The following is an 18,886-nucleotide window of genomic DNA, read 5'->3' on the forward strand; positions in this document are numbered from 1 at the left end:
CCCTTTATTATTGAATAAAGCAATACCGTTATTCGGTGCCTCCTGCGTCGGCAAACCAGTTGGTGAGATGTGTTTTTAAGGTTTTTAGTTCTTCTGGCCCAATAAGCGCGAGCCCAAGATCACGTGCGCGGGAAATATCATTGTGTCTGAGAGGACGAAAACTCACTAACATTGCTCGTGCTTGTAGTCCACCTAAGAGGTCTCGTAGCGATTCAAGTTTGTACAATGTGTCATCGCCATCGTCTCTCATGCCTTTCGTTTTGCATTCAATGATATGAAGCTTGTTATTGACGACAGTAGCAACATCGAGCTCATTTTTGACTTCCTGTTCACCAAGTTGACGAAATACCTGAACGTTTAATGAGCGGTCTTGGATTGTTGGCATATCTTGTTGAATCTCACGCACGATCGAGTCGACCAAGGTTTCGAACCATTCACCATTGGAGAATCGTCTTGCATCTTCATTGGCAAAGGTGAGTATGCCATTGTCATACTGTGCGATTTCAGCATCAACTAAGTCATTAATTAATTGATTGAGTTCTTTATAGCCCTGTTGTTTCTCGCTTAATTCCACATCCAGTTTTTGTTCTTTTCGACAGGTGGTCGCTAAGTAGTTTAATGTTGCTAGCCCGGGGCCGAGTTCTAGTGCATTGCTCGCCCAACGTTCACCTAATTGATACAACTTTTTGTCTAACTCTTCCGGTATTTTATGGTCGATAAATTCACACCGAGCGCCAAATATTGAGAGGTAGTCAGGAATCGTAATAAGATCCTGAAGCTGGCTATACCCTTTTTCGTCTGGATAGAGCCAGCACAAGCGGTCGGAATTGGGCTCAACGACAAAAATAGGGCATTCATAACTGCGAAAAACTTCGTACGCTGAGAGCAAACGGTGACGCAGGCCACAACTGGCGTTTAGTCTGACTTTTTCACCGCGATTTAAAACATCCTCCGCGAGTTGGGTGATTGCTTCTTTGATAGCGGAGATACGTGTCCCTGATGGGATAAGGTAAAACTCTGTCGTGATGTCTTTTTCTTCTAATACTTTCTGCAATCTAGTGTAAATCGGGTATTGTGACTGATCGCCTAATAATAAAAGGTGTCTGCCATTACTTCGTTCGTCGAGAAGAGGTGTCACTAAGCGAACTGGATCTTGATCAATAATGCCAACGTGAATGGCCATAACTATTCCTCATACTTGGCTTGCAATGAGTCGTATAAAAAGCGGCAAGCTCTTTAATCATATCGGGTTAACATCGATAAAAAACAAGTGAAGTTCTTAAAATGAGAGTTTATTGGTAAAAAATAGGGAGATTAAGGGAAAGTGGGTCGCCATTGTCTATTGTGAACTTATTGTCTTGATTTGACTCTGATATAAGGTAATGAACATTGTGAAGTGAACAGGACGAAAGGACGTGGGGTTTTAATTGAGATTTATGATGCGTTACAGCATACTTACGTATTATCAATCTCGACGATTTTATGGAGTCGAACATGGCCGAAGAAACCATTTTTAGTAAGATTATTAGACGTGAAATTCCAACTGATATTCTTTATCAAGACGAGTTAGTTACTGCATTTCGAGACATAAACCCGAGAGCACCAAGTCATATTTTAATTGTTCCGAATAAATTTATTGCTACGGTTAACGATATCGAAGAAGTGGATGAGTTAGCGATGGGGCGAATGTTTACCGTGGCGAAGAAGCTCGCAATGGAGGAAGGGATTGCCGAAGATGGTTATCGTCTGATTATGAACTGTAACTCACATGGTGGTCAGGAAGTGTATCATATTCATATGCATTTATTAGGTGGGAAACCTCTCGGCCCATTATTAATGAACTGAAGGCTGACAGAGGGATAGTTCTGTCATTTTTGCTATGAAATCATTGCTAAGGTAAGACAAGTGAAGTTAATTAGCCGTATTGCATTGGTAATATTGAGTGCGCTCAGCTTGTCTGCTTGTAGCAATTTTTCGGCTGGAAATTTATTTAGCCACTATAGTGCACAGCATGTTGATCTTCATGATTATGTTAGCCAAGGTGAATATCAACAGGCGCAGCTAGCCGCACAGGGCGATGTTGCTGGTGACATTTTAGATAACTTTGAACGTGGTCGAGTTGCTCTCTTGAATCAGGACAATCAGGCAAGTCGTAAATGGCTTGAGCAAAGTGATGCAGCGGTAACGGAGAAACAACAGAAAGCAATAGTCTCTCTTTCTGAGTCATCAAATAGTGTTAGTGGCTTAATTACCAATGATAACCTGACAGATTATGAGCCAGCAGATTACGAGTTAGGCTTTCTTCATCTATATTTGGCTTTGAATTATGTCGTTGATAATAACCTAGACGATGCATTGGTTGAATTTAGGCGTGCAAACCAGGTCCAAGAAACAGCCAAAGATATTCGTCAAGATAGATTCGAGAAAGAATCCACACAGCTTGATTCTCAAGGTATTCGGGCCAATGTTGGTAGCATTCTTGCTCAGTATCCTACTTCGACAGAGTCTCTAGCAGCCGTACAAAATGGTTATCTATTTTTCGTATCAGGTTTGATGTACGAAGCCGATGGAAATGTAAACGATGCTTATATTGATTACAAACGGGGCTTAGCGCTTCAACCGAATAACCGGACTCTTATCGAGAGTGTTATACGTTGTGCAACTAAACTCTCTGCTTTCCAAGACCTCGATCTATTAATTGCGAAATATGGTCATGCTTCATCTCTAAATAAGGATCAAGCACGCGTTATTGTGGTTCAAGAACAAGGGGTGGTCAGTGCGCTTCGATCTTGGAAACAGAGTTTGCCAATATATACCGGTAAGGGGAGCATTTTATATTCTGTATCACTGCCTTTTTATCCCGATAGGTTGCGTGGTGCGTTTAGGTCTCCCATATTTAATGGTGAGGCTATTCAAGGTGACTTACTCACCGATGTAAATGAAATGGCGCAATATCAGCTTCATGAGCGAGTATCATCGACGTTGCTTCGACAAGTTGCACGAGTGGTGGTGAAGGAACAATTTCGTCAACAAATTAGCAAGGAAGACCCGTTGTCTGGCTTTTTGGTGAATATCTTTAACACCTTAACAGAGCAACCCGATACTCGAAGCTGGTTAACCTTACCTGCCGAAGTCTACAGTGCTACTCAAATAGTAGAGGCGGGAGAGGTGCAACTGGTTGTTGGTGGAAAAAAATATGAGATTCAGACCAAACGTCAAGGTACAACGCTAGTGTGGATTAGCCGACAAAGTGAAAATGCCGTTGTGTGGCATAAGCAGTTAGGAAATCTATGATGAAGAGATGGCTCTTAGTTCTAACGACCATGATAATCCTTGCAGGGTGCTCTAGCTCTCCTTCGGTTGGGTTATCGGTCGAAGGTAAGTTTCAGCAAGTTATCATGGATGACAGTCGAACAGCAGATACGATTAGTGTAGAAGGTGTTTCGTCAGCTGAAGAGCAGGGGCATTCGAAGGGCATCGTACGAGTGCGCAACAAAACCGCAGCGAACGTTGACATTCAATACCGCTTCCATTGGTATAATGAGCAAGGACTTGAAGTGAACTTAAGACCTAGTGCTTGGAATAAACTAACCATTTTTGGTCACGACGTAATGTCATTATCAGAAGTATCACTTTCTCCTAAAGGGAAAGAATTTCGAGTTCAAATTCGCGAATATTCTCATTGAATAAAGCCAGTATTTAAGGATCGATCAGGATGAAAAAATTAGTAATTTGTCTTTTGGGGTTATCAACCGTTCTGAGTGGTTGTTCGACTGTCGTGAATTATGGTGACGCACAATCGGTTGAGACGACAACGGTAGAATTCGGCTCAACCGATTTGCAAACCATCGCCGCTGATATGGTTGATAGTATGATGATGGCCGGTTCAATTAGCGCCATTACTCGTGATAGCCGCCCAATTGTATTTGTTGATGGAATTAAGAATAAAACCAGTGAACATATTGATACCGAATCGATTACCGATACGATCAGCACTAAGTTATTGCAGTCTGGAAAGTTCCGTTTTGTCGATGCCTCACGCGTTGAATCAGTGCGTAAGCAATTGAATTTTCAAAATAATGATGAGCTGGTAAACAAAAGTAGTTCCATTCAATTTGGTAGAATGGCGGGCGCTGAATACATGCTTTATGGCAATCTATCTAGTATCGTAAAAAGTACGGATAGTCGTGAAGATGTCTATTACAAAATGACAATGCGATTAATGGATCTAAGTTCTGGGCTGATCGAGTGGGCGGATGAGAGCGAAATTCGCAAAGAACAAACTAAGTCGTTTCTAGGTTTTTAAATTCACTCTATCAGTTTGCCACTGAGTCGTTGATAAGAGGGGAAATTTTATGGCTCAACTGTCATGGGATGAAGCTTGTTTGCTAGACCCCTCACTGAATTCACTACGTTCATCGATTCAAACACCAGACTCAGTCCAAACTGTGTCTGGTCTAACGAACCTCAGTTGGAAACTTAATTTTAAGAGTAAAACAACACTATTATGGCGGCCTGTTAGTCACATGACGCGGTCGTTTAATATATCTCGCCAACAAGAGTTTCAAGTTCTTCAGTATTTAACAACCCAAACTCAAGGACAATCGGTCAATGCAATTTTGGTTAATTCGCACGGCCTCTTGGTTGAATGGCTAGACGGGAATGAGGTGTTGTCCGCTGACGACTCGTTACTTGTTGAATTGGTTGGCCGGCTTCATGACTTAGATGTGTCTCATCTTACGTTTGCACCCTTTCAATTTACTGCTCGAATCGAGCATTATTGGCGTCAACTTATTAAGTCACCCTATATGACGCCACAGCTGCGTCATCTTTATCAACAATTGCGATCTCCTCCAACTCTATCACCCTTAGAAAATTGCTTATGTCACTTTGATGTGGGTGCACACAATGTTATTCAAACGAAAAGTAGCTATCATCTTATTGATTGGGAGTATTCTTGTTTAGCTGATCCTAGAATTGAATTGGCAATGTTAGTCGAGCAATCAGACGGCGACGTGATTACATTGGTATCACAGTATTGTCAGTTAAGAGGTATTGATGATGTTGAAGGTTGGATTGATGGTGTGGAAGCGTGGCAGCCGAGAGTGCGATTTATCGCTCTACTTTGGTATTATATTGCTCATCAACATAAAGAAAGTGATGAATATTTGCTCAATTCACAGCGACTTCTTGAGTCATTGTGTCGAAGCGATCACTGTTTACTCCATGAAAACAATCAATAAAAATCTAACCACTTTAAAACCTTGTATTTCGTGGTAGATTAAACACTTGGTTGTATGAGGGACGTACTATGATTATATATTTACATGGGTTTGACTCGACGAGTCAGGGAAACCACGAGAAAGTTCTCCAACTTCAGTTTATTGATAAAGATGTTCGTTTTATAAATTACAGTACGCTTCATCCGAAACACGATATGCAGCACCTGCTAAAAGAGGTTCATAAGCTTTTACAGGAAACGAGTGATGAAAGTCCATTGATTTGTGGTGTAGGGTTAGGCGGATATTGGTCTGAGCGAATTGGTTTTCTGTCTGGAATCAAACAAGTGATTTTCAATCCAAATTTGCACCCAGAAGATAATATGGATGGAAAAATTGACCGCCCTGAAGAGTATGAAGATATTGCAACGAAATGCGTTTCAGAATATCGAAAAACAAATCGCCAACGCTGTCTAGCGATCTTATCTAAAGAAGATGAATTTTTGGATAATCAACGCTCTGCTGATGAACTTTCGGACTACTACGATATTATTTGGGACGAAACACAAACGCATAAATTCCAGAAAATTTCCCAGCACCTCCAAACTATTAAAGCATTTAAGTCATCTTAATATTTTCTCGAACATTGACGATTACATCCTATAGTCAATGTTCGATTAATTTACCACTACTTCCGCTCGTATAAACCCTACCTCTGATAATGTTTTTTTCTCAATTTTGTTATTGCGTGCTCCAATTTGCTCGATATAATGTGCGCTACGAAATAAGTTGATTTACATCAATAAAAGAGCGAAATATTAATTCGCCCAATTTAATCTAAACCGCAATTCGATTGGTGAGTTTAGACCGTGCTTGAGACGACACTTGGCCCTACACATATATTGTTAACTAATTTCCGTTGTTCGACATTGTTCGGGCAGCGCTATTTTTGTACTTTTTGAGGATTATGTTGTGGAACGAATTATTGTTGTTGGCGGAGGCGCTGGTGGTTTAGAGCTAGCGACCAAGCTAGGTAGAAAATTAGGACGAAAAGGTAAAGCAGAAGTTACGCTGATCGATCGTAAATCAAGTCACTTATGGAAGCCTTTATTACACGAAGTCGCGACCGGATCTCTAGATGAAGGTGTCGATGCAATTAGTTACCGTGCCCACGCTAAGAACCACGGATTCAAGTTCCGTATGGGGAAGCTGGAAAATATTGATCGTGAAGGGAAATACATCACGTTAAGTGCGATGACCGACGACAAAGGTGAACAGGTCATGCCAACGCGACAGTTCCCGTATGACACATTAATAATGGCGATTGGTTCGACGTCTAATGATTTTAATACTCCAGGTGTACGAGAGAATTGTATTTTCCTAGATAGCCCAGAGCAAGCGCATCGCTTCCGTGAAGAGATGAACAATGAGTTCTTTAAGCTTCATTGGAAGCAATACAATGGAACCGTTGATATTGCGATTGTAGGAGCTGGGGCGACAGGTGTAGAGCTTAGCGCCGAGCTTCACAATGCGATCAAAGAGCTTAGAGCTTATGGATTTGATGATTTAGACTCAAGTAAGTTAAACGTTAACTTGATTGAAGCGGGTGAGCGTATTTTGCCAGCTTTACCACCTCGTATTTCCAGTGCCGCACATGCTGAATTGACTAAATTGGGTGTTACGGTTCGTACAACGACTATGATCACCAAAGCTGATGAAACAGGTTTGACAACCAAAGATGGTGAGAAAATCGACGCTACGATCATGGTATGGGCTGCGGGAATTAAAGCACCAGACTTTATTAAAGATATCGCAGGGTTAGAAACCAATCGAATTAACCAGTTAGTGGTTAAAGATACACTACAGACGACTCGAGATGATGATATTTTTGTGATTGGTGATTTGGCTCAGTGTACTCAAGCTGATGGTAAATTTGTGCCACCTCGCGCTCAAGCTGCGCACCAAATGGCCAGCTTAGCGTACAAAAATATCTTAGCTAGGCAAAATGGCAAAGAGCTGACGCCGTATGTGTATAAAGACCATGGTTCATTGGTTTCATTGAGTAACTTCTCTACAGTCGGCAGTCTGATGGGGAATTTGACTAAAGGCTCAATGATGGTTGAAGGGCGCATTGCTCGCATGGTGTACATTTCATTGTATCGTATGCATCAAATGGCACTTCATGGTGTCGTTAAAACAGGGCTAATGATGCTTGTTGGACGAATTAACCGCGTACTACGTCCTAATTTAAAGCTTCATTAATAACTTTTGGATAATAAAAAACGCTTCCATTTAGGGAGCGTTTTTTTATGTACGCAGCGCTTTCTTTAGGTAAGTTACTCTACTTTTCGAACCTGAATTACCATACCCATCAATGGATGGTCGAAGTAGTGGATTTCTTCACTTTTCATTTTCCGTTTTTGGTTGAGTCGGTAGGTTTTTAAAAACGGCTCTGATTCAAAGTTGTCTTGAAGGGAATCGATCCCATCGAGCGCGATTTCATCTGTATCGACATTCGCTATGTCCACACTCGGAACATCGATACTGGTTATGTCGGTGCTCACTGTACCTATATTCAAATCAATACCTTCATCGATGTCCGGTACTGGCATGTCGAGGTCAGACTCTTCCAATTCCACCTTACGCATGGCTGGCGCTCGCAAATCAAATTCAGCATTGGCAAATAAATAATGTTGGACATAGATTTGCAAATTGCCTTCAAACTCTAAAAGAGAGTCTGTTGAGGGTAATTCGGTCAATGCAATTTCGCTTCCGTCTGGGTTATATAGTGATGCATAGTTTTTACCCGCTGAGAAATGGAATATTGGAGCACGTGATGCCCCTCTGTCTCCCTGACGCCAAGCTGTGTGGAGTAATACTTGGAACTCTTGCTGATTATCTAAGCGCTGTTTCGCAGAGCTAAGTTGATACATTGAACGTGGCAGAAGACTCACTCCATGCGAACTTTTGAAGCTGGATGATTGCAGGCTACCACTGTTGCTGTATGAGATCGGTTCAACAGAATCAGGCCATGACTCCCCAGTTGTTTCTGCATTTACGTTACGTTTAAAAATGATAACTTCAACGTCAAACTGCCTAGCCCATGTTGGCATTGCAATCACTAACATCAGCAGTGAAACCAGTATTTTCATTTTAACTCCATCTCAATGTAAATTATTTATTATGACGCTTGTCGGCTTGTCACAGAATGTTATGTCGTACTTGGTAGACGATTTTGTTCAAATTCATTCAACATACTATTTACGAATTGAATTCGTTCGCGTCGATCGGTTAACGGTATGGTGAACTTGAATTTAGTTGGTCCTTCCATCGAAAACTGTTTCGGCTGACTTTGCAATAGTTTAACTAAAAATGCAGGGTTAATGTCAGCATTAGTTGTGAACTCAATGTGTCCACCACGATCATGTGCTTCTATTTTCTTAATCTTAAGACGATTTGCGCTAATTTTGATCCGAGCAACCTCCAATAGATTCAGAGCCGGATCGGGTATTTTGCCAAAGCGATCGATTAGCTCCACTTTCAATTCGCCGACATCATCATAATCGGATACGCTTGCAATCTGTTTATAGAGTGATAATCGAGTATTTATATCGGGAATATACTCTTCTGGAATTAGTGCAGGAATACGCAGTTCAACTTCCGTCTGTTCTCTTAAAAGATCGTCAAGAGATGGCTCTTTGCCAGATTTTAACGCTTCTACTGCTTGCTCTAGCATTTCCATATAGAGCGTAAAACCAAGAGACTGAATTTGTCCACTTTGCTCGTCACCTAGTAATTCGCCGGCTCCACGTATTTCTAAGTCGTGCGTTGCGAGGGTAAAGCCCGCTCCGAGATCTTCTAGTGATGCCAATGCTTCAAGACGCTTAACCGCATCTTTGGTTATTGCTTTAGGTGGTGGCGTCATTAAATAGGCATAAGCCTGATGATGAGAGCGACCAACACGGCCTCGCAACTGATGCAGTTGAGCTAAACCAAACTTATCCGCACGATTGATGATGATGGTGTTGGCGGTTGGGATATCGATACCGGTTTCTATAATCGTAGTACAGACCAATAAGTTGAAACGCTGGTGAGAGAAGTCATTCATGATGCGCTCGAGTTCTCTCTCTCGCATTTGGCCATGTGCAACAACCACTCGCGCTTCAGGAATTAACTTTTCTAAGTCGGAAGCGACTTTCTCGATTGTCTCGACTTGGTTGTGTAAATAATACACTTGCCCGCCACGCATGATTTCACGTAATACTGCTTCGCGGGTTGCAGCATCATCTTGTTGGCGAATAAATGTTTTAACGGATAAGCGTCGTGCAGGTGGTGTGGCGATAATCGACAGATCACGCATTCCACTCATTGCCATATTTAAGGTACGAGGAATTGGAGTTGCTGTCAGCGTAAGGATGTCTAAATTGGCACGCATGGCTTTGACTTTCTCTTTTTGTCGTACACCAAAGCGATGCTCTTCATCAACGATAAGCAAACCTAAGTCGCGATATTGAATATCACTGGATAGCAGCTTATGCGTTCCAACTAAGATATCGACTTTGCCTTCAGCAACATCTTGAATGATGGCCTTTTGCTCTTTGGCGGTTTTAAAGCGAGAGAGTACTTCGACTCGTATCGGCAAATTGGCAAAACGGTCACGGAAATTCTCAAAATGTTGCTGTGCTAGTAGTGTGGTTGGCACCAATACTGATACTTGCTTACCGTTATCTGTTGCGACAAATGCTGCGCGCATTGCTACTTCAGTTTTACCGAAACCGACATCGCCACACACCAAGCGATCCATCGCTTTGTTTTGGCACATATCGGAAAGTACCGCATTAATGGCCATTGCTTGATCGTCCGTTTCTTCAAATGGAAAGGTCGATTTAAAGCTCGCGTATTGTTCTCGATCTAGTTTAAACACAAAACCGGGTTTTAGTTCTCGTTTAGCATACACATCCAGCAGTTCTGCAGCCACATCGCGCACTTTTTCTGCCGCTTTACGTCGAGTTTTCCCCCACGATTCACTACCCAGTTTATTCAGCGGCGCATTCTCTTCAGCACCGCCGGAGTATCGGCTAATAAGATTGAGAGAGGCTACAGGGACGTAGAGTTTCGACTCATTGAGATATTCCAACGTCACGTACTCAGTCGCAATGCCGCCGGCTTCGATGATCTGGAGCCCCAGGTAGCGACCAACACCATGGTCGATATGAACGACGGGTTGCCCTGGTTTTAATTCTGTTAGGTTACGAAAAACCGCATCGGCATTGACGGTTTTTTTCTCTTTCTTGCGTCGCTGTGCAACACGGTCGCCCAAAATATCGCTTTCACAAATTAGTGCAGTGTTAGCATCGTTGAACAAACACCCATGTTCAGCGGAGCCAATGATAAGCGTGTGAACATCATTGGCTTGAAACGCATCATCAAACGAGGCATGACTGACAGGGCGGAGCTTTATCGGTTTCAGAAGTTCAAGCAAGGCTTCACGTCGACCTTCCGATTCTACCGAGAAAATGATTTTCCCCTGATGTTGCTCGCAGAATTGACGCAAAGCACCGAGTGGTTCTTTGTGATTATGTTGCGCTTTGAGTTCGGGAAGCGCTGATACGTCAGCATTAATTCGACCTGCTTGTTTATCGATCAGAACATCAGAGAGTATTGTTTGACGGTAATTCTTAAAATATTTGAATAACTCATCGTCTTTGAGCCATAGCGTTTTAGGTTCTAACAGTGGACGTAATGGGTCGACTTTTCGTTGATCGTAGCGAAACTCGACGTCCTTTAGAAAATGCTCGACAGCGGGTTGAATATCTCCCAATACTAATAATTGAGTTTCATTAGGCAAGTAATCGAAAAGTGTTTCTGTTTCTTCGAAGAACAGCGGTTGCCAATATTCGATACCGGCTGGCCACGTACCTTTAGAGACTTGCATGTACACAGATTCAGGCTCGCGGCGAGTTTCAAACTGTTGACGCCAACGATTTCGAAAACCTTCTATTGCCGCTTCTGTGGTTGGAAACTCGTGAGCGGGGAGTAGGCGTATTTCGCTTACTTCATCAATGGAACGTTGGTTTTCAGGGTCAAAAGTTCGAATTGAATCAATATCGTCATCGAGAAAGTCAATTCGGTAAGGTGAATCACTGCCCATTGGGAATAGATCGAGAATTGAGCCTCGGCTAGCGTATTCTCCGGGACCAAACACCTGATCGGTATGACGATATCCTGACTCTTCGAGTTGAGCGCGCATTTTTGTCATTGAAAACTCATCACCCACACTGACAAGCAAGGTATGTTGCAGTAAAAAACTGCGAGGTGACTGGCGTTGCAATAATGTGCTTATCGGCGCAATAGTAATGCCTTGTCGTTGCGTTGGTAATTGATACAAACGCAAAATTCGCTCGGAAATAATTTCTTGATGAGGCGAGAAACTATCATAGGGTAAGGTTTCCCAGTCAGGAAACAAGGTGACTGGGTAACGACAAAACTGTTCTATCTCATGTTGAAGTTTGATCGCACTCTGTGGATCGGGTGTCACGAGAAGCGTATGAGAAGAGTGCTGGTTAGCGAATTGAGCTGCTGAATACGCAAGGCTCGCGCCAGTCAGGTTACCCAGAGCCTTTTTGTCGCCGGCTCTGGTTGGTAGTGTAATTGGAAGCAGTGGCTGATTTTTCATTGATGATTTACTTTGAATCTCGTTCTAATGAGCGCTGGCGCAGAAGTTTTTGTTGCTGGAAGAGCGCAGCTTTGATTATTAGGTCTTGGTCAAGATCTCGAATTAAGACATATTTTACCGTTATTACATAACCTTGGTCAGTCGTTTCACACTCGGTAACTTCACCGTAGCAATATATTGCAGCGGCTGGGTTTTCGAGAAACATTTTGGCCCGCAAAATAGTATGTGCGTCGAGTGGGTTGCGTGAATAATAACTGAATTGGCTTGCGCCGAATGAGCGAGTCTTAGAGCGATACTGTTGGTCGTCTTGTTGAGCTAACATGTAGGTGAGAAGCAGGTTGAGCTTACTGTTCTGAGTATCCAATAACTGAATAACGTGGCGAAAATCACTGTTACGTAGTTCGGTTTTCGCTGATTCATTCAGATGGTCTAATTGACTAAATTCATTTGCGACAATAAAGGGAGCAGGAATTTCTGCTTCGAAAAGAATGGCATCAGGCAAGCTGAAATCACTCGCCATCGGTTCAACATTGACGGCAATAGCGTGGTGAACGGTAAAGTATTCTTGTTCGATCATGATGGGTTCCTTTATATATCGGAATATTGATTATCGTCATCGCTAGCAACATATCAAGGTATTGCTTCTTATTTAGGTGAATTAACAGCGTTTTAGCAAATAAGGACTACAACCCTTGCGCGTTTGTCGTTAAAGTACAGCCAATTGATTTATCTTGGTTTGGTGTATGTTTCATCCGATTTCTATTTTTATTGGTCTTAGATATCTGCGCGGACGCTCTGGAGATCGATTCAGCCGTTTCGTCTCCTATATGTCAACAGCAGGAATCACTATTGGCGTTATGTCTCTAGTGACCGTGTTATCGGTGATGAATGGTTTTGAGTCTCAGCTTAAATCTCGAATTTTGGGCGTTCTTCCTCAAGCGGTAGTCAGTCAAATAGATAATAAAACCGCGATTGCGATATTACCAAGTTTTATTGAACACTTGCCAAATAGCCAGCCGGCTCAACCATTGGTTCGGAGTGAGGCCATCGTACAAAGCCCAACGGGACTAGGCGCTGGTATGCTATTGGGCGTCATTCCTTCAAATGATGAGCCTGTCGCACAATATATTGTCGCCGGTAATTATGCGGCACTGTCATCTCAGAAATACCAAATTCTATTGGGTCACCGCTTGGCGCATACTCTTAATGTGACGGTCGGCGATAAGGTTCGCGTGATGGTGACGGAAGCCAGCGTAGTGACGCCTTTGGGGCGTGTTCCAAGCCAACGAAACTTTACGGTTGCTGGATTGTTTAACACAGGCTCAGATGTCGATGCGCAATTGATGATTACAAATATAGAAGATGCGCAAAAGCTGCTCCGGTATCGCTCCGAACAGATTTCAGGATGGCGTTTGTTTTTTGCAGACCCTTTCGATGTAGCCGAATTATCGAAGAGTGAGCGGATTCCTTCTGATTGGGCTTGGCATGATTGGCGTGAACAGCGTGGTGAGCTATTTCAAGCAGTTCGTATGGAAAAAAACATGATGGGCTTAATGTTAAGTCTCATTGTCGCGATTGCTGCATTTAATATTATCTCTGCATTGATCATGGTTGTGATGGAAAAACAAGCGGAAGTGGCGATTTTAAAAACACAGGGTTTGTCGAATTACTCAACCATGATGGTATTTGTGGTGCAAGGAGCAAGTAGTGGCGTTCTTGGTGCACTTGTTGGTGGTGGGGTTGGCGTTATTCTCGCGAGTAATTTAAATGCGCTTTTAGCCTTGTTAGGTGTAAACGTGGTCGCGACCGGTGGAGAACTGCCTGTGGTCATCTCTCTATCGCAAATCGTGGCAGTGGTGTTCTTTACCGTGTTATTGAGTATTGTATCGACCCTTTATCCATCTTGGCGCGCCGCGTCCGTTAAACCTGCTGAGGCTTTAAGATATGAATAACCTTCTTACATGTCGGAACATCACTAAGATTTACCAAGATGGTGATGTCGCAACACCGGTTTTACAAGGCGTAAACTTCTCACTAGAACAAGGAGAGTTAGCGGCCATTGTCGGGGCATCAGGTTCTGGAAAAAGTACGCTATTGCATGTGCTCGGTGCATTAGACACGCCAACTTCCGGCGACGTGGAAGTATTAGGTCAGTCATTGGCCGATTTAAGTCAGAATCAACAAGCTAAGTTTCGTAATCAAAATGTCGGCTTTATTTATCAGTTTCACCATTTGTTAGCAGACTTTACTGCATTGGAAAATGTTGCGATGCCACTTTTAATCGGCGGGATGAAAGTCAGTCAAGCTCAGGCAGAGGCAAAACAGATACTAGATCGAGTGGGCTTATCACATCGTGATGCTCATAGACCGAGTGAGCTCTCAGGTGGAGAACGTCAACGTGTTGCGATTGCACGCGCTTTGATTAATCGTCCTGCGTTAGTGTTGGCAGATGAACCTACGGGTAATTTAGATCACACTACTGCGCTCTCCATTTATGATTTGATGTGTGAGCTAAATCATGAATCACAGACTGCTTTTTTGGTGGTAACTCATGATCGCGACTTGGCAATCAAAATGGGACGTCAATTCTCTATGAAAGATGGGATGCTGGTTTAATTATGGGATCGTTATCGCTTTGGATTGGTCAACGTTTTAGTCGTTCAAAGAAACGCAATAAACTGGTGTCGTTTATCTCGGTATCGTCGACATTAGGGATCGCGTTTGGTGTTGCTGTGATCATTGTGGGATTGTCTGCAATGAATGGCTTTGAACAGGAGCTGCAAAAGCGAGTATTGTCAGTTATCCCTCATGGAGAATTTGAAGCGGTCGATGACCCGATTACAAATTGGTCATCCATTCAAACTCAATTAGCTTCGGAACCTCATATTGAGGCTGCGGCGCCTTATGTTCGATTTACTGGGCTTGCAGAAAAAGGCGCGAAACTCAAAGCCGTGGTGGTGCGAGGCGTCGATTTAACCCAAGAGCAGAGAGTCTCTGATTTGTTCTCGTTTATTGATGAAGGCACTCTGTCTGATGTTACTCCAGGTCAAAATGAAATTATTCTTGGTAAAGGGTTAGCGCGTTATTTAGGCGTCGAGAAAGGAGAATATCTCACCTTATTAGTTCCGCCAGACAATAAGGAGAAGTCACTAAAGTCACCCCAGAGAATTCGGCTTAAAGTGACGGCACTTTTTACACTGAACGGACAGATAGATCACAATATGGCGATTATACCTCTCACCGATGCTCAGCATTATCTTCGATTAGGAGAGAGTGTTCATGGCATGTCGGTTCGAGTGGATGATGTCTTTAACGCGTTAAACATTGTTCGTGAAGCGGGAAATAAGCTCAATGTCTTTGTTTACTTGCGCAGTTGGGAGTACCAATATGGCTATCTCTATCGAGATATTCAGATGGTTAGAATTATCTTGTATTTAGTGATGATATTAGTGATTGGTGTTGCCAGTTTTAATATTGTTTCGACACTAATGATGGCGGTAAAAGATCGTTCTTCGGATATCGCGATACTTCGAACCATGGGCGCTAGTGACGGTATGATCAAACGAATCTTTGTCTGGCAAGGCGTGTGGTCTGGTGTGACTGGGAGTATTTTGGGTTCAATATTTGGCGTTATTTTAGCCGTTAATTTAACTCGGATTATTCGCGGTGTTGAACAGTTGACTGGGTATACGTTTTTATCTGGCGATATCTATTTTGTCGATTTTTTGCCATCGAAAGTCGAATGGGTTGATGTGGCCGTGGTTTCTGTTACTGCGATTGTACTTAGCCTATTTGCGACATGGTATCCAGCCAAGCGAGCGAGTGCGTTGCAACCTGCTACTGTGTTGTCAGCTAAGTAACCTGAACTCGGGATAATTTAAGCCATTCAGTACCGCTATTTTAGCGTCTAACTGCGTTAAAATCAGCGCAATAGGCAAGCTATTGACTTATGATTTTGCCCTGTTATCCATCTAAAATGGCAGCACTGACTAAAAATCCTATTAGTGTATTGAAAATCAAAAAATGCAGACTTTCTTATCCCGACTTCAGGTTGAGTAACCCAATTCTTTGAACGATCTCTCTATTTAGACTGAAATAGAAATAACAATGGGCGCACTTTGTGCGCCCATTGTCGTATAACGAATTGTTCATTCTGCCTAAAGCGTGGGAATCATTTATCTTGAACGGCGCTTCTGCCAACTGCGAACCACTGAATATCGCCATAGCCAATGAATTGAAAAGTACCCAACAAGAGCACTGATTAAGCCACACAATATGCAGCCAATGATAAGTGGGGGGCCAATGGTCAGCATCTGATGAGATATAAATTCCCAGTTAGCTTCAAAGTGAATATGCAGTGGAGGTTTGTGCATGACCCAACTGCCTACTTTATACGCCCCATAAAACATTACGGGCATGGTGACAGGATTACTTATCCACACTAATGCGATGGAGAGTGGCAGGTTAACACCAATAGCTATGGCTGTACCTGCAGCGAACAACATCTGTGTAGGCAGTGGAATGAACGCAATAAAAAGCCCGACAGCAAAAGCACCCGCAGCAGAACGTCGGTTTAAGCACCATAAATTGGGGTTATAAAGCACGCTACCAAACACGCTCAAAACCTTCTGGCGTTGAATCGCCTCTCGGTTTGGCATGTAGCGTTTAATCCACTTTTTAGGCATAACTACTATGATTCTCTTAATGAACTACTGGCAACTGGGTTCGTTTTGCCTAATCCTAATTTCGTTACCATATTGGCCTATGGTTCCTGAGTTATTCTGGTGTGGTTTGTTTGTCATTTACTACTTAATTTTATTTAAAAGGCAGTCTTATCAAGTCATTAAGTATAGCTTGGGTATATCAATGGGACTGCTTTGGGGCGTGATGTTTGCAAACATAACACTAGAACAATCTGAAACGCTCTATAAATCTGATACGAATACTAGCATAAAGATCAGGGCTGAAAGTGATTTTGCACAAAATAATTTTGGTTTTAGTGGTCGAGTTCAAATCACTTCAGTTAATGGGCAAGCCCTCGAATGGTATCGTCAACCACGAGTTCAATTATATAGCCCCGTTATGTTACAGCGTGGTGATGAAGGGCAATTTAACGCCAAGATAAAGCCTATCTTTGGCTTATTGAATGAAGCGGGCAGTGACAGCGAACGTTATTATTTTGGTCAAGCAATTCTTGGTAAGGCGTATGTTGATAAGCGTATATCCCATTACGTCATCGAGCATATGTCGTGGCGAAAACGATTTAAACAACTGGTTAGCCTACGTGTTGAGCCACTGGTTCATTCAGCCATAATCTTGGCGTTATCATTTGCTGATCGCACCGGTATCGATAATCAACAATGGGAGAGGTTGAAATCGAGTGGCTTGTCTCATCTTGTCGCGATTTCAGGGCTCCATATTAGTATTGCATTTGGACTTGGCTACGGTGTCATACTTATGTTGTCACGTGTGATTCAGCGAGGCTACTGGGCAGCTTTGCCAGCGGGTGTCATGTTAGCGACGAGCTATAGTTGGTTGGCGGATTTCACTTTGCCTACTCAGCGAGCGCTGACGATGTTGTTTATCTATGTTGTGATTGCAAAACTGTCTGTGCAGCTAAGTTACGTTCAAAAAATGCTTTGGGTACTTACCATCGTACTACTTGTGAACCCTCTGGCGACAGTGAACAGCAGTTTTTGGCTTTCATTTTGCGCCGTATCAGCTGTGATTTATGTCATGACCGCTAATACTCATGCTCATGGGGTGAAAGCATGGGTAAAAGGGCATTTATGGGTATCGCTAGCGATGTTGCCACTCAGTGCGATTATGTTTGGCGGGATCAGTGTTGTTTCGCCATTCTACAATATGGTGTTTATTCCTTGGTTTAGTGTCGTTGTTGTTCCACTGTTATTTTTGGCACTCCTAGTTACGGGAATAGGCGTGCTTGGGGACCATTTGGTATGGACGCTAGTTGATTATTCTCTTGCACCATTGAGCTATCTGTTACCGTATTCTGATAATGCTTGGCTTGCTTTGTCTCAAAATGAGATTTGGTTAGTGAGCTGTAGCGTGTTTGTACTGGCGCTCAGACCAATATTAGGTGGCCAGTGGCTGATGCTTGTCCTACTCATCTTTTCGTCAGAATTTTATCGCCAAAGCCGACACGACTGGCGAGTCGATTTACTGGATGTGGGGCAGGGATTAGCAGTACTTATTGAACAAGATGGGCATTATCTACTTTATGATACGGGGTCAGGATGGAATGACAGTAGCATGGTGGATTTAGTGATAACGCCCGTCTTAGAGAAGCGTGGTGTTGATCAGTTAGATATTTTGGTGCTGAGTCATCTCGATAATGATCATGCTGGTGGTCGTTGGCAAGTTGAACAACGTTGGCGTCCTAGACGGCGTATTGCGTCTGCAAATCTCGCTGGCTATTCAACTTGCATTCAGGGGCAGAAATGGCAGTGGCAACGGCTGGACATTGAAGTCCTGTGGCCGCCAAAAACGCCAATGAATTCGAGAAATGAATTCTCATGCGTATTAAAAATATCAGGCCAAAATGGCGTCCACTCTGTCCTATTGACCGGAGATATTGGCGTGATGTCTGAATGGTTATTGGTGAAGCAGCTTGATGATGCTCAATGGGATTTGATGAGTGATATCATTGTAGTTCCACATCATGGCAGTGCGACTTCTTCATCATCTCAATTCATCCAAATGGTTCAACCTTCACTTGCTCTTGCAGGCTTAGCCAAAGGGAATCGTTGGAATTTTCCAAATTCTAAAGTAAAACAGCGATATACCGAGTCTGGTGCTCGTTGGTTAGATAGTGGGGATGCTGGGCAAGTGAGTGTAAGGTTTAACAAAGATGATTTTGTTGTTAGGTATCAAAGAAGTCGAGATTCCGTGTTCCACTATCAGTCGTGGTATAGGCAGATGCTACGTAAACAGGTAGAATGACCTCGTTAATTCTTAATAAAATTCAATT

General features: G+C 42.9%; 16 protein-coding genes. 11 read left to right on the forward strand and 5 right to left on the reverse strand.

Translation table 11 applies throughout. The features are described from left to right. Positions 1–28 precede the first annotated feature (28 nt). The gene (locus ACXJY6_RS06445; protein ID WP_458767756.1) at positions 29–1,183 is read right to left on the reverse strand and encodes a Card1-like endonuclease domain-containing protein; all 1,155 of its coding nucleotides are present in this window, start codon (positions 1,181–1,183) and stop codon (positions 29–31) included. Between the two features lie 311 nt (positions 1,184–1,494). Between ACXJY6_RS06445 and hinT the strand changes: the two genes are divergently transcribed. The 7 genes from hinT (at position 1,495) to ACXJY6_RS06480 (ending at position 7,481) form a co-directional block, all read left to right on the forward strand. Next, positions 1,495–1,845 (forward strand): purine nucleoside phosphoramidase, encoded by a 351-nt coding sequence (gene hinT, locus ACXJY6_RS06450; protein ID WP_456049370.1) that lies wholly within the window; start codon positions 1,495–1,497, stop codon positions 1,843–1,845. Between the two features lie 60 nt (positions 1,846–1,905). Continuing rightward, positions 1,906–3,294, forward strand: coding sequence for a COG3014 family protein (locus ACXJY6_RS06455; protein ID WP_458767757.1), 1,389 nt, complete (start codon positions 1,906–1,908; stop codon positions 3,292–3,294). Continuing rightward, positions 3,291–3,686 (forward strand): YcfL family putative periplasmic lipoprotein, encoded by a 396-nt coding sequence (locus ACXJY6_RS06460; protein WP_458767758.1) that lies wholly within the window; start codon positions 3,291–3,293, stop codon positions 3,684–3,686. Before ACXJY6_RS06455 ends, ACXJY6_RS06460 begins: the two co-directional genes overlap by 4 nt. A 29-nt stretch (positions 3,687–3,715) precedes the next feature. Beyond that, a complete protein-coding gene (lpoB, locus tag ACXJY6_RS06465) occupies positions 3,716–4,306 on the forward strand; it encodes a penicillin-binding protein activator LpoB (RefSeq protein ID WP_456049373.1) in 591 nt (196 codons plus the stop codon). Between the two features lie 49 nt (positions 4,307–4,355). Continuing rightward, the gene (locus ACXJY6_RS06470) at positions 4,356–5,243 is read left to right on the forward strand and encodes a phosphotransferase (RefSeq protein WP_458767759.1); all 888 of its coding nucleotides are present in this window, start codon (positions 4,356–4,358) and stop codon (positions 5,241–5,243) included. A gap of 68 nt (positions 5,244–5,311) precedes the next feature. Then, positions 5,312–5,851 (forward strand): alpha/beta hydrolase YcfP, encoded by a 540-nt coding sequence (gene ycfP / locus ACXJY6_RS06475; protein ID WP_456049375.1) that lies wholly within the window; start codon positions 5,312–5,314, stop codon positions 5,849–5,851. Between the two features lie 340 nt (positions 5,852–6,191). Continuing rightward, positions 6,192–7,481, forward strand: coding sequence for an NAD(P)/FAD-dependent oxidoreductase (locus ACXJY6_RS06480; RefSeq protein ID WP_456049376.1), 1,290 nt, complete (start codon positions 6,192–6,194; stop codon positions 7,479–7,481). A 74-nt stretch (positions 7,482–7,555) separates the two neighbouring features. Here ACXJY6_RS06480 and ACXJY6_RS06485 read toward each other — a convergent pair whose 3' ends face one another. The 3 genes from ACXJY6_RS06485 to ACXJY6_RS06495 are packed head-to-tail and all read right to left on the reverse strand — an operon-like array spanning position 7,556 to position 12,472. Further along, positions 7,556–8,371, reverse strand: coding sequence for a peptidoglycan binding protein CsiV (locus tag ACXJY6_RS06485; protein ID WP_458767760.1), 816 nt, complete (start codon positions 8,369–8,371; stop codon positions 7,556–7,558). Between the two features lie 59 nt (positions 8,372–8,430). After that, positions 8,431–11,895, reverse strand: a complete 3,465-nt coding sequence (gene mfd / locus ACXJY6_RS06490) for a transcription-repair coupling factor (protein ID WP_458767761.1) — start codon at positions 11,893–11,895, stop codon at positions 8,431–8,433. Between the two features lie 7 nt (positions 11,896–11,902). After that, positions 11,903–12,472: a PilZ domain-containing protein gene (locus ACXJY6_RS06495; RefSeq protein ID WP_458767762.1), complete on the reverse strand. Its 570-nt coding sequence runs from the start codon at positions 12,470–12,472 to the stop codon at positions 11,903–11,905. Positions 12,473–12,638: 166 nt separating this feature from the next. Between ACXJY6_RS06495 and lolC the strand changes: the two genes are divergently transcribed. The 3 genes from lolC to lolE are packed head-to-tail and all read left to right on the forward strand — an operon-like array spanning position 12,639 to position 15,755. Then, entirely contained in the window at positions 12,639–13,847 is a 1,209-nt protein-coding gene (gene lolC / locus ACXJY6_RS06500; protein ID WP_458767763.1) for a lipoprotein-releasing ABC transporter permease subunit LolC, read from the forward strand. Next, positions 13,840–14,511, forward strand: coding sequence for a lipoprotein-releasing ABC transporter ATP-binding protein LolD (gene lolD, locus ACXJY6_RS06505; protein WP_458767764.1), 672 nt, complete (start codon positions 13,840–13,842; stop codon positions 14,509–14,511). The genes lolC and lolD overlap by 8 nt, the downstream gene beginning before the upstream one ends. Further along, entirely contained in the window at positions 14,511–15,755 is a 1,245-nt protein-coding gene (lolE, locus tag ACXJY6_RS06510; protein ID WP_458768080.1) for a lipoprotein-releasing ABC transporter permease subunit LolE, read from the forward strand. Before lolD ends, lolE begins: the two co-directional genes overlap by 1 nt. 315 nt (positions 15,756–16,070) lie before the next feature. On the opposite strand, the gene ACXJY6_RS06515 is transcribed toward lolE, so the two are convergent. Continuing rightward, complete coding sequence (locus ACXJY6_RS06515; RefSeq protein WP_456049382.1) at positions 16,071–16,580, reverse strand: DUF2062 domain-containing protein; 510 nt, start codon at positions 16,578–16,580, stop codon at positions 16,071–16,073. 7 nt (positions 16,581–16,587) lie between these two features. On the opposite strand from ACXJY6_RS06515, the gene ACXJY6_RS06520 reads away from it, so the two are divergent. Further along, positions 16,588–18,858, forward strand: coding sequence for a DNA internalization-related competence protein ComEC/Rec2 (locus ACXJY6_RS06520; RefSeq protein WP_458767765.1), 2,271 nt, complete (start codon positions 16,588–16,590; stop codon positions 18,856–18,858). The last annotated feature ends 28 nt before the right edge of the window (positions 18,859–18,886 follow it).

This window comes from Vibrio phycocola, from assembly GCF_054404255.1.